The organism is Massilia psychrophila (assembly GCF_002760665.1).
GTDB lineage: Bacteria > Pseudomonadota > Gammaproteobacteria > Burkholderiales > Burkholderiaceae_D > JAFCUW01.
In genome coordinates this window covers 1-21,539 of the sequence record NZ_PDOB01000046.1, presented here as the reverse complement: position 1 = coordinate 21,539, position 21,539 = coordinate 1, and the positions used below count along the sequence as shown (strand labels likewise).

Below are 21,539 nucleotides of genomic sequence, written 5' to 3'. Positions count from 1 at the left end.
TGCATCCTCAGGGCGGTGCTGCGGCCTGCCTGGTCGGCTGGGTGCGCGCGGCGCAGTCGGCCTTGCTGCTGCCGGGGTCGACATTCTGGTAGCGCACCTCGTATTTGCCGGCGGCGAGCCCGTCGATCGACAGCAACCCGCGCGCCAGTACATACGCATGGCGTACATTGGCGCGGCGGTCGAGGTCATACAGTTTGACGAACACGGCCGAGCCATTTTTGGCGTTGTCGATCTGGATCTGCATTTCCTCGCCCTGGTTGGCAACCTGGTAGCCATCGACATAGCCGGAAGCGCTCGGCCAGCGCTCGCCGTTTGGCGCCACCAGCGAATGGAGCTCGAAGCCGCAGTCGGGCGCGCCGGCCGGTACGATCAGCTGCGTCACGCCCAGCGTCCTGATGTTGGGCGGCGGCTGGGCCGGCCCCTGCGGCGCATGGGCCTTGCTGACCGCCCAGCCATCGGCGGCGGGGTCGAGCGGTACCGGCGTGGCCGGCGCGGCGTTGACGGCGTGCGACGCGCCTGATTCCGATACTGATCCCGATCCGGACGGCGGCAACGCGTGCAGCTGCCCGGCCACCAGCAGCGCCGCGGCGCAGCCGGCGGCGAAGCAGGCACTCAAGCCAAACCACCATTTCGGGTCGCGCATGCGGCGATACGGCGCTTGTGCGTCCACCTCGCGCGGCGCCCAGCCATGGGCGTCGCGCGCCTTGTGTCCATCCTCGGCGCGGGTGCTATCGAGCCAGTCGATTTCCCATTCCTCGGCGGCGATCCACTCGTCGTGTTCCTTGCGGCGTGCCGGCTCGGAGAGAATGCCGTAGGCGGTGTTGACGATGGCCATGATGCGCGCCGCCGTCTCGTCGCCCGGGTTCTTGTCGGGATGGTACTTCTGGCTCAAGGCCTTGTAGGCCGCGCGAATGACTTCCGGCGGCGCCGCGCGGGCCACTTTCAGGTTGTCATAATGGGTGTGGGTCTTGGCCATGACTCATGATAATCGACGGCTGCCGCGAGATGTCAAAATATTACAGCCGGTGGCTGCGGTCGGCGCCGGCAAGCACCGCCGGCAGTTCGACGCCCTTGCCCACTACCAGCACCTTGAACAATTCGCCCATTTCGGCCGGCGACACCAGTTTGTTCACCGCGTTCGACTGCGGCAGATAGCTGCGTGCATCGTCGGGACTTGTGCGCAGCAGCAGCTCGCCGATGCCGGCCCCGAGCAAAAACGATGCCTGGCTCATGTATGCGAGCACGTCCAGTCCGGCGTCCTGGGCGGCCAGCGCCATCGCCGTAAAATCGACGTGCGCGGTGATGTCTTGCAGGCCCGGCAAATAAAACGGATCGGCATGGGCATGGTGGCGATAGTGGCACATCAATGTACCGGCGCTGCGCTCGTCGACATAATATTCGTGGGCCGGAAAGCCGTAGTCGAGCAGGATCGCCGCGCCCTTGCCACCGGCAAGCATGCGCGCGAGCGTGGCCATGAAACCGTTCGCCACCGGATGCACCTCGGTCAGGTAGCCGTCCGCCAGGCTGGCCGCATCGGGCACCTGGCGGCCGATGTGCGCTTCGAGAGCGGAATCAGGCGCGCGCTCGGTCCAGGCGAAGCGGCCTTCCAGCACCGTCACCATCACCTGGCGCCAGCCAGCCGGCGTCTTCGTCACCAGTTCGACCGGCATGGCGTCGAGCACCTCGTTGGCCAGCACGACACCGCTGAACGCCGCTGGAAAGCCGTCGAGCCAGCGCACCTGCGGAAAATCCTTCAACGCCTCTTGCTGGCGGGCGCGCAGTTCGCCCGACAGTTCGACGATGGCATAGCTGTCGATGGCGACGCCGTCAAGTGCCAGCGCGGTGAGCACGTCGCGCGCCAGTTTGCCGGTACCGGCGCCGAATTCGAGGATGTTGGGCGCGCTTTGGGCGATAATAGCGCCTGCCGCCCGGGCCAGCGTGGCGCCGAACAGCGCACTGATCTCGGGCGCCGTTGTAAAATCGCCGTCCCGGCCCAGCTTGGCGGCGCCGCCGCTGTAGTAACCAAGCTGCGGCGCGTACAGCGCCAGCTCCATGAAACGGGCGAACGTGATGGCAGGTGCGGCACCGGGCTGGCGCGCGATCTCGTCGGCGATCAACTGCTGCAGGGCGTGGGACGCGGCCAGCGCGTCGCTATCGGGTTCGGGTAGGGACATTCGGGTATTGTAGCGACAACGGCGGGCACTCACAATTCGAAACGACATGAACACTTCCACCACCAGTTCAGGGCTAGAGCAAGGGCCAAGGCCAGGCCAAGCGGCACTCGTCACCGGTGCCGGCCGGCGCATCGGACGCGCCATCGCGCTCGCGCTGGCCGGGGCCGGCTGGGACATCGCCGTCCACTGCCGCAGTTCGCGCCTTGATGCGCAGCAAACGGCCGAGGCGGTTTGCGCCCTGGGCCGGCGCGCGGTCGTGCTCGAATGCGACCTGGCCGATGAGGCAGCGGTGCGGGTTCTGCTGGCGCGCGCGATCGACGCCCTCGGCCCGGTCGGCTGCGTCGTCAACAACGCCTCGCTGTTCGACTACGACAACGCGGCCGACTTTTCGCCGGCCCTGCTGGCGGCCCACATGCAGGCCAACGTCAGCGCGCCGATCCTGCTGGCGCAAGCGCTGTACGCCGCCACCCCGGCCGGCAGCCAGGGCGTGGTCGTCAACCTGCTGGACCAGAAACTGGCCAACCTGAATCCCGATTATCTGTCCTACACGCTGTCGAAAGCGGCGCTCGCCACCGCCACCACGATGCTGGCGCAAGCGCTGGCGCCGACGGTGCGGGTGGTCGGCGTCGCGCCCGGCCTGACCATGCTGTCGGGCGACCAGAGCGAAGCCGGTTTCGCCAGCGCCCATCAAGCCACGCCGCTGGGTCGATCGAGCACGCCGCAGGATATCGCCGACGCCGTCTGCTACCTGGTACAAGCGCGCGCCATCACCGGCACCACCCTACTCGTCGACGGCGGCCAGCACCTGGTGCCGCTGCCGCGCGACGTGATGTTCCTCACCAAATAAGGCTACCACTATGTCGTCCGCACTGACCCACCCCAAGCTCGCCAACTGCCGCCGTCTGTTCTTGCGCAATTACGAAGTGATGATCAACATCGGCGTACACGACTTCGAAAAGCGCGGCGAACAGCGCGTGCTGATCAACGTCGACCTGTACATCCCGCTGGCGCAGTCGACACCAAAGGACGATCACCTCGACGAGGTCGTCGACTACGATTTCATGCGAGAGACAATTTCAAAACGCATGGCGCTCGGCCACGTCCACCTGCAGGAAACGCTGTGCGACGACGTCGTCCGCTCGATGCTGGCCCACCCGCGCGTGCGCGCGGTGCGCGTGTCGACCATGAAGCCGGACGTCTATCCGGACTGCGAAGGCGTCGGCGTCGAAGTTTTCCAGATCAAGGATGAAACATGAACAGCGCGTTGATGGCGCGGGCCGAAACAGGGGCGCGCGACATCGAAAAAACCGCGCACGAAAACAACAAGCTGCACAAGCGCCTGTGCCGGCTGGTCGGACAGGCGATCGGCGACTTCAACATGATCGAAGACGGCGACAAGGTGATGGTGTGCGTATCGGGCGGCAAGGACAGCTACGCCCTGCTCGATATCCTGATGACCTTGCGCGAACGCGCGCCGATCCACTTCGACATCGTCGCCGTCAATCTGGACCAGAAGCAGCCGAACTTCCCGGCCGATATCCTGCCGGCGTACCTGACCAAACTCGGGGTCGCGTTCCACATCGAGAACCAGGACACCTACAGCATCGTCAAGCGCCTGATCCCGGAAGGCAAAACCACCTGTTCGCTGTGTTCGCGGCTACGGCGCGGCATCCTGTACCGCGTGGCCGATGAACTCGGCTGCAACAAGATCGCGCTGGGGCACCACCGCGACGACATCCTCGAGACCTTCTTCCTGAATATGTTCTTTGGCGGGAAACTGAAAGCCATGCCGGCCAAGCTGCAGTCCGACGACGGCAAGCACATCGTGATCCGCCCGATGGCGTACGTGAAGGAAGCCGATTCGACCCGCTACGCCGAAGTAAAACAGTTTCCGATCATCCCGTGCGACCTGTGCGGCTCGCAGGAAAATTTGCAGCGCAAGCAGATCAAGGGCTTGATGCGCGAATGGGAGAAAAAATATCCGGGCCGGGTCGAAAGCATCTTCTCGTCGCTGTCGACGGTGGTGCCGTCGCACCTGATGGACCCGAACCTGTTCGGCTTCAAGGACCTGAAGGCCGATGGCGAGCCCAATCCGCTGGGCGACATCGCGTTCGACGACGAGCCGTGTTCGACGCCGGCACCAATGCCAGGGGCCTTCTCGATCCAGCCGCAGTAAGTAATCCAAACCATGAACCCGGTTACCCGGTTCATCGCCGCTTTGTCCCTGGCGCTGGCCATGCTGGCGCCGAGCATTGCGCTGGCGGCTCCCGCGGCCATCTACCTGGTGCGCCATGGCGAAAAAGAGACCGGCGGCGCCAAGGATCCGGAACTGACCGAGAGGGGTCAGGTGCGCGCCCGTAACATCGCCGCGATCTTGCACAAGGTCGGGGTCAAGGCCGTGTTCAGTACGCCCTTGAAACGCACCCGGCAGACCGTCGGGCACTCGAACACCCTTACCGAACTGGTGCGCCTGTTCGGCGGCATGTCCGGCCCTGATATCGCGAACCACGAATATGACAGGTTGTACCAGTTGACCGTAGATTCCGCCGGCGCCATTACCACTGTGCTGCTGACGTCAGTGCCTGCGACCAGGCCGGTGCCGTAACGATCTCAATGAAAATCTTTCCCTTGCGCCTTCGCCCCGGACAAGACCTGCGCGCCGCCCTCGAAACGGTGTTAACGGAGAACGGCGCCGGCGCCGGTTTTGCCTTGCAAGGCATCGGCAGCCTCGGCGTGGCGCCTCCTGCCGGACCATGACTTTTTGCGCGAACCGGACTTCACTGGATCGGGGTTTCGCGAACTGGTGGTGCGCCCGCGCTCCTGAGAACGCCAATGGAGTCCGATACGACCAGCGGCTCCACCCCGATCGTCAAAACCTGATATTGTTTTCATCCTGCCAATAATTTGACAAGACCATGCCCACCGTTCTTTACCGCTTGGTCAACGTATTTGCCGAAACCACTTTTGGCGGCAATCCGCTCGCTGTTGTCGAGGACGCTAGTACCCTGACCGACGACGACATGCATCTGATCGCGCGCCAGTTCAACCTGTCGGAGACAAGCTTCATCCTGCCGTCCGCCAAGGCGGCCGCGCGCATCAGGATTTTTACCCCGAGCTACGAAATGCCGTTCGCCGGCCATCCCACGCTCGGCTCGGCGCACGTGGTCAGCACCCTGCTCGGCGCTGGTGACGCGTTCAGCCTGGAGATGGCGGCCGGCATCATCCCCGTCAAGAAGCGCGCGGGCCGCTGGACCTTGCAGGCGAATCCGCCCGTCACGCGGCCGATGGCGGCCAGCCGCGCCGAACTGGCGGCCATGCTCAACCTGCCCGAACAAGCCATCGCCGGCCCGGCGCTGTGGGTCGACTGCGGGACCGAGCAGCCGATGATCGCGCTGACCGGCGTCGAACACGTGCAGGCCTGCCAGCCCGACCCGGTCTTGATGGCGCGCCATTCGACCAACCGCAGCGGCCAGGCCAAAACCTATGTGTTCGCGCGCACCGCCGAGGGTTTCGAGGCGCGCTACTTCTGGATGGCGGGGGCGGCGGGCGTCAGCGAGGATCCGGGTACCGGTTCGGCCTGCGCCAACCTGGGCGGCTGGTGGCAGGCGACCGAAGGCGACAAGGATTTGCACGTTCAAGTTCGCCAGGGCACCATGATCGAACGCCCTAACCTGCTCACCCTGGATGTCGAACATGGCCGGATCACGGTCGGTGGCGGCGTGATCGACATCGGCGCCGGCCGTTTGAAGTGGTGATTGGTGAGGCTTCACCGACGGCGAACTGCGCCGGCTGCGAATGGGTCCGGAGTCCCGCACGAACGCGCGCTGTTAAATCCATTTCGTCGCGATCGCATGCTCGCCGGTGACGGCCGCAGCCGGTACGCGGCGACTGCGGAGCGCTTGCAACCGCGGCGCAAAAATCAATCACTCAGCCGCTGGCAAAAACGCCACGGTCAAGCTGCCCAACGCCGCTAGCATCGATGCATCCTTCAGTGATTTCTATGGCTCATGCAAGCCAACCGGGAGTGATCATGCTTAACAAAATTCTGTGTGCCTCGCCTGCAGTGCGCCGATTGCCCTGGCGCAGTCGACCACGTGGAATTTCACCTACACCGGCTTGTATTCCTCCGTCGCCCGGAAGTTTCTTCCGGAAGCCACGGCTACGGCCTGCATTCGCAGCGGCTGACCAATCCTGCCATCTAGTTCGAGCGGCCGGCGCGGCGCAGCTTCACGCGCATCATCGCGCTGTCGCGCCGGTATTCCACGGCGCTAGCCGAATATCGACCTGGCGCTGCTGCACCTTGGCGGCAGCCGCAGCCTCGGCGCGGTGAAGGTGACGATGGACGGCAGGGACGGCGTGCGCATGATGCAGCTGGTCGCGCCGCGTCACGCCATCCCGATCCACTACAACGAGTACGGCGTCTTCAAGTCGCCGTTGTCGGACTTCCAGCGCGAGGTGGCCGGTGCGGGGCTGACCGGCAAGGTGGCGTACCTGAACCATGGGCAGAGGTACCGGTTCGGGACGGCAGCGCCTTGTGCGCGCATGGGACCAGGACCGGGCCACCGCGGCAACAGCCGGCAGCGACAGGTCGGTGCCGACCAGCCCGGGCAAGCGCTGTTGCATCATCCAATCGAAAAAACGGCGGTCGGGGCCGTCGATTCGCTTATTTCGGCACGGCGTTGGCCCGCATGACCGGATACAAATTAAAACGCTCATCCCATGACCCGTGGCGGCGCGCAAAAAACTCCAGCCGGGCGTGGGCGTTCCTGGCGAACGCCGGGTCGCTGTCGACCATTTTTTTGAACTGCGCCGCCAGTGCCGGATCGGCCGCCATCTGCGCGCGCGCGACGTCTTCGGCCACGTACTCCTCCATGTATTCCTTGCGCTCGAAGGCGTTGTTGAACTCGCCCCACGCCAGCAGCGAATCGGGCGCCTGCGGCTCGAACAGCGCCATCACCAGCCGCGCTTTCGGCTGGCCCACCGGTACGAACAAGTCGCCCCTGGCGAGCGGACGCCGCTCCGCGCGCCAAGCGCCCTGCACCGCCAGGCGCTGGTGCGATTCGAACGAGCCCGGTGAAAAGCTTGCCTGGTCGGCGCGGAAGGTCTCGAGCGCCACCTGGTCTTGCGCTGCCTCCAGATGCCGGAACGTAATCGCGTGCTGGTTCAGTTTGGCCGCCACCGCCTTGGCAAAAGCGGCCGGCACGATGTAGCCGGCGCCGGGCGCATTGACCATCAGGTCGCTTACCACCTCATCGCGCAGCGGTACGGTCCAGAGCTGCGGTGTGGTTTCGTCGTAGCGCGTCATCAGGATGCCCGACACGTTTGAAGGCGTGCGGGTGTACGCATAACCCTTGAACTCGACCATGCGCGATTTGTCGGTCGTCTTGTAGGTCAGCGCGACCGGCGTGCCGGCAATGTCGAGCGCGCGCGCATCCGCTTGCGCGGCGGCCTTCCGCCATTCGGCGCCGTGTTTGGCAACCTGCGCCAACACGGAGACGACGGCGTCGTGGGTCAGGCGCACGCGGGTCGGGTAATCCTTCCACGAATGGGTTTCGACCAGCATCGCCAGGCGGTTACGCAGTTGAAAATAGCCGGTCGAGAAGCGCGGCTCGGAGACGCTGTCGACAAAGCCCGATTGTGGATTGTCGGTCTCGGCAAACGACATGTAGTACGACTGCGGCTGGGCGCCTTGCGCGGTGATGTCGGCGATCACGTTGGCGCGCAGCGCCGTTCCCACCTTGCGGAACTGGGCGTCGCCCGAGTACACCGGCTCGACCTGGATCGATACGTCGTGCTCGAACTTGGCGCCGTCGGTGACGTGCAGGTCGACGTAGACCAGCGGATCCCATGCGTTCACCAGCGCGAGCATCGCCTGCATCTCGGGCGCGTCGGCCTTGACGTAATCGCGGTTCAGATTGAAATTTTGCGCCGTCGTGCGCCAGCCCATTTCGACCGGGCCGCGCTGGTTCGGGCGGTTGTTCGGCGTGAAGCGCTCATGGCCGTCGACGTTGAATACCGGGACGAACAGCAGCACCTGCTTGTCGAGCGCACCGGGAGCGGCGCGGTTTTCCAGCATCGCGCGCAGCGCCAGGAAGCCGGCGTCCTTGCCGTCGATCTCGCCGGCGTGGATGCCGCCCTGGACCAGCACTACCGGCAAGCCGCGCTTTCTCGCCGCCTGCGCCGTCATGGCGCCGCTGCGGGTAACGACCAGCGCCTTCATCGGCCGTCCCTGCGGCGTGGTGCCGAAATCGATGCACTTCACCTGCTTTGGATACGCTTGCTGGAAGGCGACGCACAGTTTGATGACTTCATCGTAGCGGCCGGTGCGCAAAAACCCCGAACGTTCGGACACGGTGGTGAGCTCGAGAGCCGGGCCAGGGGCAGCGTGAGACAGGGGGACGGCGGCGAACAGGCCAAGCAGCAACGCAGAACGGATCATCGGTAAGGCTCCGGCAAAGGTAAGGGAAGCGCCCGCGCATCGTGGGCGCGGGCGGCCGGAAATTATAGTCGTGTTTTCGCTCGGAAAAATGCTCATTGACCTTGCCGCGCAAGCCGGTGCGCCGGTTTTTGGCAATTTGATATGATGAAGTTGATCTTACCTGCCCCCTTTCCACACAAAGGACAATCATGACAACCGAACTGACGATGCTGGCATGGACACTGGTGTTGGCGCTGGTGCAAATTTTCCTTGTGTCGACGTTGCGCACGATGGAAACCGGCCTCGCCTTCAACGTGAGCGCGCGCGATGGCGAGGCGCCGCCGCCGCGTCCGGTCACGGCGCGCCTGCAGCGGGCGCAGGCGAACCTGTTCGAAACCTTGCCACTGTTCGCTGCTGCCGTGCTGATCGCGCACGTTAGCGGGCGCCATTCCGGCCAGACCGTGCTCGGCTGCGAACTCTACCTGGCCGCGCGCGTGCTGTACGTGCCGCTGTATGCGGCCGGCGTGCCGGTGCTGCGCACGCTGGTGTTCGGCGTGTCGATCTGGGGCTTGATCATGCTGTTCAAGGCGATCCTGATCGGCTAAAAAAACTCGATGGCGTCCTTGCGGAGGCCATCCAGTTTGACTTGCCTTACCCGCCGCCGCCGCCGCCGCCGCCACTACATCATGCGGCGTGGCTGGTGCTGCCGGCTGGCGCCTGCGGCTTGTCGAAGGCGGCGATCAATGCCGCTTCTTTCGCCTTGGCCGCGCGCAGGTGGCGTTCCTTGACATGGCCGTAGCCGCGAATGTCCTCCGGGATGCTGGCGATCGCCACCGCTTGCGACAGGTTGCCGGCATCCAGTTTCGACAGCAGCGCGCCGACGGTATCACGGTATTCGCCAATTAGCGCGCGCTCCATGCGGCGCTCGGCGCTGTAGCCGAAGATGTCGAGCGGACCGCCGCGCAAGCCTTTCAGTTTGGCCATCACGCCGAACGCCGTCATCATCCACGGCCCGAATTCCTGCTTGACCATGTGACCTTCCTTGTCGTGCTTGGCGAACAGCGGCGGCGCCAGGTGGAACTTGACTGTGATGTCGCCTTCGAACATGGCGGCGATCTTTTCCTTGAACGCGCCGTCGGTGTACAGGCGGGCGACTTCATACTCGTCCTTGTACGCCATCAGCTTGTAGAAGTAGCGCGCCACCGCTTCAGCCAGCCGCGTGCCCTTGCCCAGCTTCGCTTCGGCAGCGCGCACCTGGTCCACAAAACCCAGGTAATGCTGCGCGTAGCCGGCGTCCTGGTACGCGGTCAGCAGTTCGACGCGGCGCTTGACGACGTCCTCAAACGTTTGCGTGCGTTTGAACTCGATGACCTTGGCCGGCGTCGTCATCTTGACCAGCGACGGCAAGTCGTGGGCAGCGGTGCGGCCCCACGCAAAGGCCGACTTGTTGAAACCGACCGCCACGCCATTGAGTTCGATCGCTTTCATGATCGACGCTTCGGTAAGCGGCACGCGGCCCTGCTGCCAGGCGTAGCCGAGCATGAACATGTTGGTGGCGATCGCGTCGCCCATCAGCGCGGTGGCGATCTTGCCGGCGTCGACAAAACTGACGCGATCAATGCCGCAGGCCTTGACGATTTCCGACTGCGAGCTGGCGCCCGGGAACTGCCAGTCGGGGTTTTTCACGAAGGCGGCGGTCGACGAGCCGGTCGAATTGATCGCCGCATAGGTGCGTCCCTCGCCCATGCGCGACAGGGCGTCGCGGCTGGCGGTGACGATCAGGTCGCAGCCGATCACTAGGTCCGCGCTGCCGGTGCCGACCCGGGTCGAGTGCAGGTCGGCCTGGTTGTCGGCCAGGCGCACGTGCGACATCACCGGGCCGCCCTTTTGGGCCAGTCCGCTCATGTCGAGCACGATGGCGCCCTTGCCTTCGACGTGGGCCGCCATCGCCAGGATCTGGCCGACGGTAACCACGCCGGTGCCGCCGATGCCGGTGATCAGGATGCCGTACGGCTGGGTGGCGGCAGGCAGCACGGGCGCCGGAAGCACGCGGGGCGCGGCCTCACCGGCTACGGCCTTCTTAGGCTTCTTGAGGGCGCCGCCTTCGACCGTGACAAAACTCGGGCAAAATCCGGTGACGCACGAAAAATCCTTGTTGCAGGACGACTGGTTGATCTGGCGCTTGCGACCGAGTTCGGTTTCGAACGGCTCGACCGACAGGCAATTCGATTGCACCGAGCAGTCGCCGCAGCCTTCGCAGACTGCTTCGTTGATGACGGCGCGCTTGGCCGGATCGGGGTACTCGCCGCGCTTCCTGCGGCGGCGCTTTTCGGACGCGCAGGTCTGGTCGTAGATCATCGCCGACACGCCCGGGCAGTCGCGCAGTTCGCGCTGCACGTCCATCAGTTCGCTACGGTGGCGCACGGTGACGCCTTCGGCCCACTTGTAGTCGCGCGGGTATTTGTCCGGCTCGTCGGTGACGACGATGATCGGGCCGACGCCTTCGGCGGCGATCTGGCGGCTGATCATGCCCGGGTCGAGCGGGCCGTCGAATTCCTGGCCGCCGGTCATGGCGACAGCGTCGTTGAACAGGATTTTATACGTGATGTTGACCTTGGCCGACACCGCCGCGCGAATCGCCAGGATCCCGGAATGGAAGTAGGTGCCGTCGCCAAGGTTGGTGAACACGTGCTTCTCGTTGGTGAACGGCGCCTGGCCGACCCAGGTGACGCCTTCGGCGCCCATGTGGGTAAACGTCGACGTTTCGCGGTCCATCCACAGCACCATGTAGTGGCAGCCGATGCCGGCCAGCGCGCGCGAGCCTTCCGGCACCTTGGTCGACGAATTATGCGGGCAGCCGGAGCAAAAATACGGCGTGCGGTCGGTGTCCGGATTCGACTTGGCGCTGACGTTTTGAAGCACCAGCTCTTTCGCCTCGAGGAAGGCAATGCGCTGTTTGACGCGCTGCTCGACCGGGTGGCCGGCGCAGTAGTGCGAGATGCGGCTGGCAATCGCCCGCGCGATCAGCGCCGGGTTCAATTCATAGGTCGCCGGCAGCAGCCAGTCGCCGTGGCCGGCGCCGCCCTTGTTGGACCATTCGCCGGTGTCGTCGAACTTGCCGACCACGCGGGGACGCTGGCCGTCGGGCAGGTTGTAGAGTTCTTCCTTGAGTGCGTACTCGAGGATCTGGCGCTTTTCTTCGACCACCAGGATCTCATCCAACCCTTTGGCAAATTCGTGTACGCCTTCGGACTCGAGCGGCCAAGTCATGCCGATCTTGTAGAGGCGGATGCCGATGTCGGCGGCTGCCTGCTCGTCGATACCGAGGTCGGCCAGCGCCTGGCGCGTGTCGAGATACGATTTGCCGGCGGTGATGATGCCGATCTTCGGCTTGGGGCTGTCCCAGATGATCTTGTTGAGCTTGTTGGCCCGCACATACGCCAGCGCCGCGTACCATTTAAAACTGTTCATCCTCACTTCCTGGTCGAGGATGGTGTCGGGCCAGCGGATGTTCAAGCCGGTCTTGGGCAGCGCGAAGTCGGTCGGGGTGATGATCTGCACGCGGTCGGGGTCGAAGTCGACGACGGCGCCGGACTCGATGATGTCGGTGACGCACTTCATCGATACCCACAGCCCGGTGTAGCGGCTCATCGCCCACGCGTGCAGGCCGTAGTCGATGTATTCCTGCACCGACGCCGGATACAGCACCGGAATGCCGCAGGCGGTGAGGATGTGGTCGGACTGGTGGGCGGTGGACGACGACTTGGCGGCGTGGTCGTCGCCGGCCAGCACCAGCACGCCGCCGAATTTGGCGGAGCCGGCGTTGTTGGCGTGCTTGAAGACGTCGCCGCAGCGGTCCACGCCCGGCCCTTTGCCGTACCACATCGAGAACACGCCGTCGTACTTGGCGTCCTTGAACAGATTGGACTGCTGGGTGCCCCACACGGCGGTGGCGGCCAGGTCTTCGTTCATCCCGGGATGGAACTTGACGTGATGGGCGTCGAGGTATTTTTTCGCTTTTACCGCCGTCATGTCGACCGAGGTGACGGGCGAACCGCGGTAGCCGGTGATGTAGCCGGCAGTGTTCAGGCCGGCATCCAGGTCGCGCTCGTGCTGCATCATCGGCAGGCGGATCAGCGCCTGGGTGCCGGTGAGAAAAGCGCGGCCGCGTTCGAGCGTCCATTTGTCATCGAGCGAAATGTCGTGGCCCGGCTGTGGATCGAGCTGCGATCGGTCTGGTGGTGCATTCATGGCGTCTCCGAATTTTTTGTATTTATTAGTTACTATTTTCTTATGCCGGGTCTTCCGCCGGCTGCGGCTTCGCCTGCAGGACGCCGCGCTTGATCTGGTCCAGTTCGATCGACTCGAACAGCGCGCGGAAATTGCCTTCGCCGAAACCCTGGTCGCCCTTGCGCTGGATGATCTCGAAAAAGATCGGCCCGATCACGTTCTGCGTAAAAATCTGCAGCAGCAGTTCGCGTTCGAGGTCGTTGCTGTGGCCGTCGACCAGGATGCGCAGGCGGCGCAGTTCGTCGAGGTTCTCGCCGTGGTGCGGCAGGCGCCGCCCGATCAGCTCATAGTACGTCTCGATGGTGTCCTGAAAACCAATGCCGGTGCCGCGCATGCAATCGACTGCTTTGTAAATGTCGTCGGTGCCGAGCGCGATGTGCTGGATGCCTTCGCCGTGGTACTGATCGAGGTATTCGGCGATTTGCGACTTGTCGTCGGACGACTCGTTGATCGGGATGCGGATTTTCCCGCAGGGCGACGTCATCGCCTTCGATTTGAGGCCCGTCAGCTTGCCTTCGATGTCGAAGTAGCGCACTTCGCGGAAGTTGAACAAGTCTGCGTAAAAGCCGGCCCATTCCTTCATGCGGCCGCGGTGGACGTTGTGGGTCAGGTGGTCGATGTAGGTCAGGCCATTGCCGACCGGGTTGGCCTCGGCTTCGGCAATGGCGACGAAGTCGACGTCGTAGATGCTGATGTCGCCGATCGCCCCGAGTGCGCCAACCTGCGTGCCCTTGCCGGCGCCCTTGCCGCGCCAGCGGTCGACAAAGTACAGCAGCGAGTCGCCCACGCCCTTGATGGCCGGGATGTTCAGTTCCATCGGGCCGTTCTTGTTGTCGAAGCCCCAGGCGCCCAGTTCGAGCGCGCGCCGGTAAGCCATGGCGGCGTCGTCGACGCGGATCGCGATGGCGCACACCGACGGGCCATGCTTGCGCGCGAAGCGCTGGGCAAACGAATCCGGCTCGGCGTTGATGAGGAAATTGATCTCGCCCTGGCGGTACAAGGTGACGTCCTTGTGGCGGTGGCGGGCGATAGCGCTAAAACCCATCTGCTCGAACAGCGCGCCCATCGCTTTCGGATCCGGCGCCGCATATTCGACGAACTCGAAACCGTCGGTCCCCATCGGGTTGTCCCAGGGCTGGAATTGCATGTTTGTCTCCTGATTTTTTATAGCGCCCAGTATAGTCCGGAGGCCCCAGCATAAAATTTCAAACACTGCCCTCCCGCCGGCAACAAGCGCAATAAAATTGCGTAGAATGATGGCATTCGGAGGATACATGCCAAAAATCGAGCTTGATAAAACAGATCGGAAAATTCTTGCAATTTTGCAATCAGACGGTCGGGCATCCAACCAGGACGTCGCCGACCAGGTCAGCCTGTCGCCGTCGCCCTGCCTGCGGCGCATCAAGCGGCTCGAGGAAGCCGGCGTGATCCGCCAGTACGTGGCGCTGCTGGACCCGGTGCAGATCGGCCTCGGATTGCTGGCGTATGTGAACGTGCGGCTGGAAAAGCACAGCGAGGGCGCCAACGCGGCCGGGGCCAAGCGCACGTCGAGCTCGCCGCATGCCGACTTTGCGCTGTCGGTCGAGGACTGGCCGGAGGTGGTAGCCTGCTATGCGATGACGGGCGAGATGGATTACCTGCTGCGGGTCCACGTCGGGGACATGGAGCATTTTTCACGCTTCATGATGAAGACCTTGCTGATCCATCCGTCGGTGGCGGACGTGAAGTCGAGCTTCGCGCTGCAGCGGATCAAGGATACGACGGCGTTGCCGCTGGTGTAAAAGGGGAAAGTAAATTTCCTGCTCTAGCGCCCGAACCACTTGACCGCGGCGCGCGCGTTGGCCTTGAACGTGTAGTCGATGGTGGCGAACTGCTCTTCGAGCGCTTCCTGCATGACGGTGCCGGGACTGGGCGGCAGCAGGCGCAGGTAGGCGTCGGCCTCGCCGTATTCGCGCTGGATTTCCATGCCGGCTTTTTTGGCGATGTGCATCATCGTCTGGTTCGACGACAGGCAATGCATGTACAAGGTGTCAACGTCCGAATTGCGGCAATGAATGGCAGCGCGCTCGAACAGCTTGGTGCCGATGCCCAATCCGCGCGCCGGTTTCGATACCGAAACGCCGAATTCGGCCACCTTGTCCTTGGTCGTCACCGCGCTTGCCGCCGTCAATTGCTCCTTCGGCGCGAACGCCAGGTGGCCGACCGCGACCAGTTTGAACACCTTGTTATAGACGCCATACACGGTGTCGCGGCCAAAATTGATCTTGCCAACGTAGGCGCCGACCTGTTCGTCGGGCAGCACGGTGCCGAAGCGCAGCAGGCGGTCGCTATTGTCGAGCGTCATGAAATGCTTGAGCATGCGGCGGCGGTCGCGTTCGGCCAGCTGTTTGACCAGCACCGGTGGGCGCGGCGGTTTGCCAACGCGGCCGCGTAGCCACTTGCCCAGCCGATTCGTGAATAATGTCGTGACCATGGGAGGCTCCCTGCTTTTTTGTGCGCTGCACCAAACGCACCATTGTAGCGTATTTAAGCGCCTGTTTCCGCGCTGGCGGGATACGGTGCGGCAGTTTGCAGCGACGCCGATGCCCGCCATTCGGCCCGTTCGCTCAAGCAAAACCCGGCCTTGCCGGCCTGCTTGGCGCAGTACATCGCCTGGTCGGCCTCGGCCAGCAAGGTGGCGCCGCCGCGCACGGCGCCGCTGCGGCCATGGGCGCTGCTGATGCCAATGCTGGCCGAAATGGCCACCGGGTTGCCGCCGGCCTCGGTGATGCCGCAAATCTGGTCGAGCGTCTGCTGCGCCACCCTGGTTGCGCCCTCGCGCGTGCCCACTTCCTCAAGCAGGATGACGAATTCGTCGCCGCCGATGCGCGCCAGGCCGTCTTCGGCGCGCAGCTTGTCGCGCACCCGCCGCGCCACCGCCTGCAACACCAGGTCGCCGGTGCCGTGGCCGAAGGTGTCGTTGACCGCCTTGAAGCCGTCGAGGTCGAAAAACATCACCACCACCGTGGTGCCGCGACGCGCGGCGCGCACCAGGGCCTGGTCGAGCATGCGGATGAAGTAGGCATAATTGACCAGCCCGGTCAGGCCGTCGTGGTGGGCCAGCTTCTCCAGTTGAAGCGACTGCGCCTTGAGTTCGGCGGTGCGTTCGGCGACCCGCATTTCCAGCGTTTCGTTGGCGCCCCGCAGGCGCTGGTTGACGACGCCGATGATGCGGTAGCTGCGCACCAGGCGGCGGGCGACGTAGATCAGCAGCAGCAGCAGCACGCCGGAGTAGGCGAACAGCCAGCTGCGGTAGCGCTGCTTTTGCAACAGCACCTCGTCGAATTGATTGTTGAACAGACGGCCGAGACGGTCCATCGATTCGGTGCTGCCGGTGCTACGGATGGCGACATCGATCGCCCGTTCCAGCGGCCGGTAGCGCAGCACGGCGCGCGCATGGCGCAGCAGCAGGCCGACCTTCTCGCCGGCCGCCGGCGAAAACGCCGCCGCCTGGATCAGCATGGTGCCGAGGGTGTTCTCGATTTGCAGCGCCAGCGCGATGTCGGGCGCCAGGTTAAATCGCAGGATATCGGCGAGCAGTGCGTTGAGCGCGCCGTCCAGCGCCAGCACGGTACGCGCCGGCACCAGCGCGCCTTCGATGCCGTTCAGGTCGGTCTTGAAGTCGGTGATCGCCGGCGGCAGGTAGACCAGCGCCTCGCGCAGAACCGCATTGCCAAGCTTGAACTGTTCGACCAGGCGCTCTTTTTCCCTCAACGCTGCGTTCATCTGCTCGAACGCTTGCGGCGCCGCCAGGCCACGCGTCATCGACAGCGCGTCGTGCAGGCTGGCCTGCAGCTGGCGAATGCGCGGCAGCGGCGCGGCCAGCGCCTCGTAGCCGGTGTCGAGGCCGAGCCGCGAGCGCAGGATGTTGACGTTCCATTCGGCGTCGAGCTTTTCGAGTTCGCGCAGGTTCAGCATGACCCGGTTCTGGGCGCCGAGATCGACCGCCGTGGTGCGGTTGAACAGGAAACCGAGCAACACCGCCAGCAAGATCAGCATGAGGATGACGGCGATACGGCCGCGTGCGCTCATCGGGAATTTCTGCCGCGGGCGGCGAATAGGGTAAAGATCATGGTCGAAAACCAGGGTGGGCGAGCCGCCGGGACCGACGGGCATGCGCTGTACGAGGATAGCAGGAATGGTGCAATAGGGCACTAATGATTACTCGTGCATATTGTTTTGGCTTATCTTTTGGGAAAGTGGCCACGCCCGCCTTACACCAGTGAAGTGGGCGCCCGGCGTCCCCGTTTGGCCCTGCGGCTACTCGCGCAACAAGGCCTTGACTGCACTGACGCGCGCCGCGTGGACGGCATCCTTGATGTGCTCGGGTTTGTCGGCATGGCGCTGCGCCACTGCGCCGGCATCGACGGCGCGCGCGCAAGCGAGCGCGCCCAGCAGGAGTTTCGCCTGCGCAAAAGGCCGGCTGCGGAAATCGTCGCCGCCGCTGCTGCCGCGGCCGCGGTAATCGCACTCGCACGCCTGCAGCATCTGCGCGAAGCGCGCCGGCTTGCGCAGTGCATCGCAGCGTTCGAACAAGGTGACGACGGTATTGGCGCGCAGGGTCTCGGCGCGGCTGACGTTGCCGTGCTCGCGCGCCGCCATCAAGGCCAGTTCGCGGCACTCGTTGGGCACTTTTAGGCGCTTGCACAAGTCGCCGATCAGCTTGACCCCGAGCCCTTCATGGCCGTGATGGCTCGGCCAGTGCTGCGGCGGCGTCACGCCCTTGCCCAAATCGTGCATCAGCGCGGCGAAGCGCACCGGCAGGTCGAATCGGCAATCGGCGGCGTAATCGATCACCAGCATCATGTGCACGCCGGTATCGACTTCGGGATGATGCAGCGGCGGCTGCGGCACGCCCCACAGTTTGTCGAGCTCGGGCATGATGCGCGCCAGCGCGCCGCAGTCGCGCAGCACCGCCAGCATGCGCGACGGCGCCGCTTCCATCAGGCCGCGGGCGATTTCCTGCCACACCCGCTCGGGCACCAGCGCATCGACTTCGCCCTGTTCGACCATCTGGCGCATCAGCGCCAGCGTCTCGGGCGCCAGCGTAAATTGCGGAAAGCGGGCGGCGAAGCGGGCCAGGCGCAGGATCCGCACCGGGTCTTCGGCGAACGCGTTCGACACGTGGCGAAATACCTTCGCGTCGATGTCGGCGCGCCCGCCGAACGGATCGGTCAGCGTGCCATCATCGGCGCGCGCGATGGCGTTGATGGTAAGGTCGCGCCGCACCAGGTCTTGTTCGAGCGTGACGTCGGGCGCGGTGTGAAAGACAAAGCCGTGGTAGCCGCGCGCGGTCTTGCGCTCGGTGCGCGCGAGCGCATATTCCTCCTGCGTGGCCGGATGCAGGAAGACTGGAAAATCCTTGCCGACCGGGCGAAAACCGGCCGCCAGCATCTGCTCCGGCGTGGCGCCGACCACTACCCAGTCGCGGTCTTTGACGGGCAGGCCGAGCAGGTCGTCGCGCACCGCGCCGCCCACCACGTAGGTTTTCATTGGCGCGACACCTTACTGCGGCAGTGCGGCGTCGTGGCGACCGGCGACTTCGGTTTCGGCCAGCGCTTCGCCGATCCAGCGCGCCACCGCAAGGTGACAGCGCACGCGGTCGCAATAAGCCTGCAGCGCCGGCGCCAGCGACACACCGTAGGTGCGAAAACGCATGACCACCGGGGCGAAAAAGGCGTCGGCGATCGAAAACTCGCCGAACAGGAACTGGTGGTGGCCGAAGCGCGACAGGCACTCTTCCCAGATTTCGCAGATGCGCCCGATATCGCCCTGCGCTTCATTGGTGCGGCCGCGACCGGGCAGGCTGGCGCGGATGTTCATCGACATCGCGCTGCGCAGGCCGGCAAAGCCGGCGTGCATCTCGGCGCAGACCGAGCGTGCCATCGCGCGCGCGGCGACGTCTTGCGGCCACATGTGCTTGTCGGGGAACTGCTCGGCGGCGTATTCGCAGATCGCCAGGCTGTCCCAGATCGTGATTTCACCGGCGACCAGCACCGGCACCCGGCCGGCGCCGGAGAAACCGGCGATGCGGGCGGCGGTGTCGGGCATGTCGAGCAGCACCCGCACTTCCTGGAACGGGATGCCGAACGCGGTCAAGGCGACCCACGGCCGCATCGACCACGACGAATAGTTCTTGTTGCCGATCACCAGCGTAAGGCCTGGTTGGCGCGCGTCGTTCAGGGTTTGCGACAGGGTCGGGTCGAGTTCTGTGGTTTGCATTCGGGCTCGCGGGTCGGGTTAGGGGCGGGTCAACAATCAGCGTCCGGCGCGGGCGCGGAAATCGTCCATGCGCTCATGCGGCGACAGGTACTGCGGCGCCACCGCTTCGAGCGCTGTCAGCTTGATTCCCAACGTGGCCGCTGTCAAGGCCTGGATGGCGGGGTCGAGGACGTTATCGCACTTCATCGAGTCGAGATTATCGCGGCTCATCAAGGGAGTGCCGGGCAGCAGTTCGAACAGCCGCGCCTGCAGGCGGCCGAGGCTTGGCGGCAGCGCGATGACCGGCCGCTCGTGGTGCGACCAGCGCCCGGACAGGCGCACCAGCTCGGCCAGGGTGTAGATGGCCGGCCCGCCCAGCGCGAACACCAGGTGGCGCGTTTTCGGGTCGAGCAGCGCGTGCACAAACGCGCGGGCGACGTCGCCGACGAACACCGGCTGGAATTCGGCGTCGGCGCAGGCCAGCGGCACCAGCGGCAGCCAGCGCTGCATGCGCGCAAACATGGTAAGGAAACTGTCGCCCGGGCCGAACACCACCGAGGGGCGGAAGATGGTGGCGGCCACCGACGGCTCGGCGCGCGCGGCGATCTCGCCGTCGGCTTTCGAGCGCTGGTACATCGACGGGCCGTCGCGGTCGGCGCCGAGGGCGCTCATGTGCAGGTAGCGCGGCACGCCGGCGCTAGCGCAGGCGGCGACGATGCGGCGCGGCAGCTCGACATGGGCGCGGCGGAACTGCTCGCCGTACGGCACCCCGCGCGCCGAGTGCAGCACGCCGACCAGGTTGATGGCGGCGTCGGCGCCAAGCAGCAGCGCATGGAGTTCTTCAACGCTGGCGCGGCCGATGTCGCTTTGCACCACGTCCACGCCCGGCAGCGACGTCAGGCGCATCGCAGCTTCGCGGCGCCGGGTCGGCACCAGCACCTGTATGCCCTCAGCGGCCAGCTGCGCCACCAGATGACCGCCGATGAAACCGGAGCCACCGAATACCACTACTTTCATCGCTTTCATCGTGCTTCCAATCATGTGAATTTCGTGAAATTGCGCCGTCAGGGAAGCTGGTTGCCCGCGCCACCCGGCCTGACGACGCCGAGGCGCGCCTTGAGCGACTGCGGCTTGTTGTCGAACAGCGCGGCGTAGTTGGTGGCGTTCGCCAGCACGTTTTTGACGTAGGAGCGCGTCTCGGCATAGGGAATCGACTCGGCGAAGATCGCCCCTTCCATTGGGCCGTTCAAGGTTGCGCGCCAGTTGCGCGCGCGGCCAGGGCCGGCGTTGTAGGCCGCGCTGGCAAGCGGCTGCGAGCCGTCGGCGCTGGCCAGCACCATGTTCATGTAGTTGGCGCCGAGCAGGATGTTGGTGCGCAGGTCGGTGAGCATGGCTTGGACAAAATCGGTGAGGCCGATTTTTTTCGCCACGTACTGCCCGGTCGCGGGCATCACCTGCATCAGTCCCGAGGCGCCGACACCGGAGCGGGCGTCGATGATGAAGCGCGACTCCTGACGGATCAGGCCATACACCCAGGCGCGGTCGAGGCCGAGGTTTTGCACCGTCGGCTGCAAGATCTCGTTATGGGGCGATGGGAAGCGCTGGGTGTAGTCGAACTCGGTGCGGGTGCGCTCGGACGTGTTGACCATGCGGTCGAGGATGCCGTTCTGGCGGGCGAATTCGGCGGCCGCCAGCAGCTCGCGCTCGCTTAGTTTGCGCAACTCCCAGTTCCATTCGCGGGTACCTTCGAAGCGCAAGCGCAGGCTGAAAAACTTGAGCGCGCGGCGCAGGCCCGGGTTGGCCGCCATTGGCGCGATTTCGGCCGGCGTAAGGGCGCGGCCGGGCAGCGGGATCGACACTTGCCGGCCGGTTTCTTCCATCGCCAGTTGGCCATAAAAACTGTTCTGGTCGGCGATGCGGGCGAACAGCGCCTGCGCCTGCTCGTGGCTGGCGCCCGATTCGGCAGCCAGCGCGCGCCCCAGCCAATAGGTCCAGGTGGGGTCGGCGCGCAACTGCGGCGGCATCGCTTCGATGGTGGCGCGCACGCTTTTCCAGTCGCCCTGACGCAGCGCGATACGGCTCTTCCATTGCAGCTGGTCCTGCGACAGCAGCGCGCCCGCGCTCTTTTGCCAGTAGCCCCAGGCGTCGGGCGAGAGCGTCATCGAGGCGGCCAGCGCGACGCCGGCCCAGCCGGTGGCCAGTTCCTGCGGACTCAGCCTTGACGCATTTTTCTCCAACGCGATGACCGCCAGCCTGGCGCTGGTGCGCGCCATGCGGCCGACGGCGACCAGGTAGATTTCGTGGTCGACGCGGCTGACGCCGACGCCGCGCGCCAGCGCCAGCGCCGGCACGTCGACCGCCTGGGCGGCCTGGGTGTCGGTGGCGCCGAGCAGCACGGCGGCGCGGCGCGCCGGGCC

20 protein-coding genes are annotated in these 21,539 nt (G+C 65.0%); 9 read left to right on the top strand and 11 right to left on the bottom strand.

The window, feature by feature from the left end; all coding sequences use genetic code 11:
* Positions 1-7: 7 nt before the first annotated feature.
* Together CR103_RS19695 and CR103_RS19690 are read right to left on the bottom strand one after the other, a co-directional pair.
* Positions 8-976 carry a J domain-containing protein gene (locus tag CR103_RS19695; protein ID WP_099917628.1) on the bottom strand — a complete coding sequence of 323 codons (969 nt, stop codon included), beginning with the start codon at positions 974-976 and terminating at the stop codon, positions 8-10.
* Between the two features lie 40 nt (positions 977-1,016).
* Complete coding sequence (locus CR103_RS19690; RefSeq protein ID WP_099917627.1) at positions 1,017-2,174, bottom strand: class I SAM-dependent methyltransferase; 1,158 nt, start codon at positions 2,172-2,174, stop codon at positions 1,017-1,019.
* A 46-nt stretch (positions 2,175-2,220) separates the two neighbouring features.
* On the opposite strand from CR103_RS19690, the gene CR103_RS19685 reads away from it, so the two are divergent.
* From CR103_RS19685 to CR103_RS19655, 7 genes are all read left to right on the top strand, one after another.
* Complete coding sequence (locus CR103_RS19685; protein ID WP_099917626.1) at positions 2,221-3,021, top strand: SDR family oxidoreductase; 801 nt, start codon at positions 2,221-2,223, stop codon at positions 3,019-3,021.
* Between the two features lie 10 nt (positions 3,022-3,031).
* Positions 3,032-3,430, top strand: coding sequence for a dihydroneopterin aldolase (locus CR103_RS19680; RefSeq protein WP_099917625.1), 399 nt, complete (start codon positions 3,032-3,034; stop codon positions 3,428-3,430).
* Positions 3,427-4,350, top strand: a complete 924-nt coding sequence (gene ttcA, locus CR103_RS19675; RefSeq protein ID WP_099917624.1) for a tRNA 2-thiocytidine(32) synthetase TtcA — start codon at positions 3,427-3,429, stop codon at positions 4,348-4,350. Before CR103_RS19680 ends, ttcA begins: the two co-directional genes overlap by 4 nt.
* Positions 4,351-4,362: 12 nt before the next feature.
* Positions 4,363-4,779, top strand: a complete 417-nt coding sequence (locus CR103_RS19670; protein WP_099917623.1) for a histidine phosphatase family protein — start codon at positions 4,363-4,365, stop codon at positions 4,777-4,779.
* Between the two features lie 8 nt (positions 4,780-4,787).
* Positions 4,788-4,931 (top strand): PPC domain-containing DNA-binding protein, encoded by a 144-nt coding sequence (locus CR103_RS19665; RefSeq protein WP_370659468.1) that lies wholly within the window; start codon positions 4,788-4,790, stop codon positions 4,929-4,931.
* A 158-nt stretch (positions 4,932-5,089) separates the two neighbouring features.
* Entirely contained in the window at positions 5,090-5,929 is an 840-nt protein-coding gene (locus tag CR103_RS19660) for a PhzF family phenazine biosynthesis protein (RefSeq protein WP_099917622.1), read from the top strand.
* Between the two features lie 583 nt (positions 5,930-6,512).
* Positions 6,513-6,866 carry a hypothetical protein gene (locus CR103_RS19655; protein WP_099917621.1) on the top strand — a complete coding sequence of 118 codons (354 nt, stop codon included), beginning with the start codon at positions 6,513-6,515 and terminating at the stop codon, positions 6,864-6,866.
* Here CR103_RS19655 and CR103_RS19650 read toward each other — a convergent pair.
* A complete protein-coding gene (locus CR103_RS19650; protein WP_099917620.1) occupies positions 6,838-8,613 on the bottom strand; it encodes a M14 family metallopeptidase in 1,776 nt (591 codons plus the stop codon). The two genes, CR103_RS19655 and CR103_RS19650, sit on opposite strands and share 29 nt — an antisense overlap.
* 188 nt (positions 8,614-8,801) lie before the next feature.
* On the opposite strand from CR103_RS19650, the gene CR103_RS19645 reads away from it, so the two are divergent.
* A complete protein-coding gene (locus CR103_RS19645) occupies positions 8,802-9,197 on the top strand; it encodes an MAPEG family protein (RefSeq protein ID WP_099917619.1) in 396 nt (131 codons plus the stop codon).
* A gap of 79 nt (positions 9,198-9,276) precedes the next feature.
* Here CR103_RS19645 and CR103_RS19640 read toward each other — a convergent pair whose 3' ends face one another.
* Positions 9,277-12,843: an indolepyruvate ferredoxin oxidoreductase family protein gene (locus tag CR103_RS19640; RefSeq protein ID WP_099917618.1), complete on the bottom strand. Its 3,567-nt coding sequence runs from the start codon at positions 12,841-12,843 to the stop codon at positions 9,277-9,279.
* A 40-nt stretch (positions 12,844-12,883) separates the two neighbouring features.
* A complete protein-coding gene (gene hppD / locus CR103_RS19635; RefSeq protein WP_099917617.1) occupies positions 12,884-14,029 on the bottom strand; it encodes a 4-hydroxyphenylpyruvate dioxygenase in 1,146 nt (381 codons plus the stop codon).
* 127 nt (positions 14,030-14,156) lie between these two features.
* Between hppD and CR103_RS19630 the strand changes: the two genes are divergently transcribed.
* Positions 14,157-14,663, top strand: a complete 507-nt coding sequence (locus CR103_RS19630) for an Lrp/AsnC family transcriptional regulator (protein WP_099917616.1) — start codon at positions 14,157-14,159, stop codon at positions 14,661-14,663.
* A 23-nt stretch (positions 14,664-14,686) separates the two neighbouring features.
* Here CR103_RS19630 and CR103_RS19625 read toward each other — a convergent pair whose 3' ends face one another.
* The 6 genes from CR103_RS19625 to CR103_RS19600 form a co-directional block, all read right to left on the bottom strand.
* Entirely contained in the window at positions 14,687-15,355 is a 669-nt protein-coding gene (locus CR103_RS19625) for a GNAT family N-acetyltransferase (protein WP_099917615.1), read from the bottom strand.
* A 53-nt stretch (positions 15,356-15,408) separates the two neighbouring features.
* Positions 15,409-16,953 (bottom strand): DAHL domain-containing protein, encoded by a 1,545-nt coding sequence (locus tag CR103_RS19620; protein WP_099917614.1) that lies wholly within the window; start codon positions 16,951-16,953, stop codon positions 15,409-15,411.
* Positions 16,954-17,181: 228 nt separating this feature from the next.
* Complete coding sequence (locus CR103_RS19615; RefSeq protein ID WP_099917613.1) at positions 17,182-18,414, bottom strand: multifunctional CCA addition/repair protein; 1,233 nt, start codon at positions 18,412-18,414, stop codon at positions 17,182-17,184.
* Positions 18,415-18,426: 12 nt separating this feature from the next.
* A complete protein-coding gene (locus CR103_RS19610) occupies positions 18,427-19,143 on the bottom strand; it encodes a glutathione S-transferase family protein (protein WP_099917612.1) in 717 nt (238 codons plus the stop codon).
* 36 nt (positions 19,144-19,179) lie between these two features.
* A complete protein-coding gene (locus CR103_RS19605) occupies positions 19,180-20,148 on the bottom strand; it encodes a complex I NDUFA9 subunit family protein (protein WP_099917611.1) in 969 nt (322 codons plus the stop codon).
* Between the two features lie 38 nt (positions 20,149-20,186).
* A partial coding sequence (locus CR103_RS19600; RefSeq protein WP_099917610.1) for a lytic transglycosylase domain-containing protein occupies positions 20,187-21,539 on the bottom strand: 1,353 nt, incomplete at its 5' end.

What these genes read in the sequence shown, in the direction of transcription:
- CR103_RS19695 (WP_099917628.1), bottom strand. Translation starts at nt 976, where the DNA reads ATGGCCAAGACCCACACCCATTATGACAACCTGAAAGTGGCCCGCGCG.
- CR103_RS19690 (WP_099917627.1), bottom strand. Translation starts at nt 2,174, where the DNA reads ATGTCCCTACCCGAACCCGATAGCGACGCGCTGGCCGCGTCCCACGCC.
- CR103_RS19685 (WP_099917626.1), top strand. Translation starts at nt 2,221, where the DNA reads ATGAACACTTCCACCACCAGTTCAGGGCTAGAGCAAGGGCCAAGGCCA.
- CR103_RS19680 (WP_099917625.1), top strand. Translation starts at nt 3,032, where the DNA reads ATGTCGTCCGCACTGACCCACCCCAAGCTCGCCAACTGCCGCCGTCTG.
- ttcA (WP_099917624.1), top strand. Translation starts at nt 3,427, where the DNA reads ATGAACAGCGCGTTGATGGCGCGGGCCGAAACAGGGGCGCGCGACATC.
- CR103_RS19670 (WP_099917623.1), top strand. Translation starts at nt 4,363, where the DNA reads ATGAACCCGGTTACCCGGTTCATCGCCGCTTTGTCCCTGGCGCTGGCC.
- CR103_RS19665 (WP_370659468.1), top strand. Translation starts at nt 4,788, where the DNA reads ATGAAAATCTTTCCCTTGCGCCTTCGCCCCGGACAAGACCTGCGCGCC.
- CR103_RS19660 (WP_099917622.1), top strand. Translation starts at nt 5,090, where the DNA reads ATGCCCACCGTTCTTTACCGCTTGGTCAACGTATTTGCCGAAACCACT.
- CR103_RS19655 (WP_099917621.1), top strand. Translation starts at nt 6,513, where the DNA reads ATGGACGGCAGGGACGGCGTGCGCATGATGCAGCTGGTCGCGCCGCGT.
- CR103_RS19650 (WP_099917620.1), bottom strand. Translation starts at nt 8,613, where the DNA reads ATGATCCGTTCTGCGTTGCTGCTTGGCCTGTTCGCCGCCGTCCCCCTG.
- CR103_RS19645 (WP_099917619.1), top strand. Translation starts at nt 8,802, where the DNA reads ATGACAACCGAACTGACGATGCTGGCATGGACACTGGTGTTGGCGCTG.
- CR103_RS19640 (WP_099917618.1), bottom strand. Translation starts at nt 12,843, where the DNA reads ATGAATGCACCACCAGACCGATCGCAGCTCGATCCACAGCCGGGCCAC.
- hppD (WP_099917617.1), bottom strand. Translation starts at nt 14,029, where the DNA reads ATGCAATTCCAGCCCTGGGACAACCCGATGGGGACCGACGGTTTCGAG.
- CR103_RS19630 (WP_099917616.1), top strand. Translation starts at nt 14,157, where the DNA reads ATGCCAAAAATCGAGCTTGATAAAACAGATCGGAAAATTCTTGCAATT.
- CR103_RS19625 (WP_099917615.1), bottom strand. Translation starts at nt 15,355, where the DNA reads ATGGTCACGACATTATTCACGAATCGGCTGGGCAAGTGGCTACGCGGC.
- CR103_RS19620 (WP_099917614.1), bottom strand. Translation starts at nt 16,953, where the DNA reads ATGAGCGCACGCGGCCGTATCGCCGTCATCCTCATGCTGATCTTGCTG.
- CR103_RS19615 (WP_099917613.1), bottom strand. Translation starts at nt 18,414, where the DNA reads ATGAAAACCTACGTGGTGGGCGGCGCGGTGCGCGACGACCTGCTCGGC.
- CR103_RS19610 (WP_099917612.1), bottom strand. Translation starts at nt 19,143, where the DNA reads ATGCAAACCACAGAACTCGACCCGACCCTGTCGCAAACCCTGAACGAC.
- CR103_RS19605 (WP_099917611.1), bottom strand. Translation starts at nt 20,148, where the DNA reads ATGAAAGCGATGAAAGTAGTGGTATTCGGTGGCTCCGGTTTCATCGGC.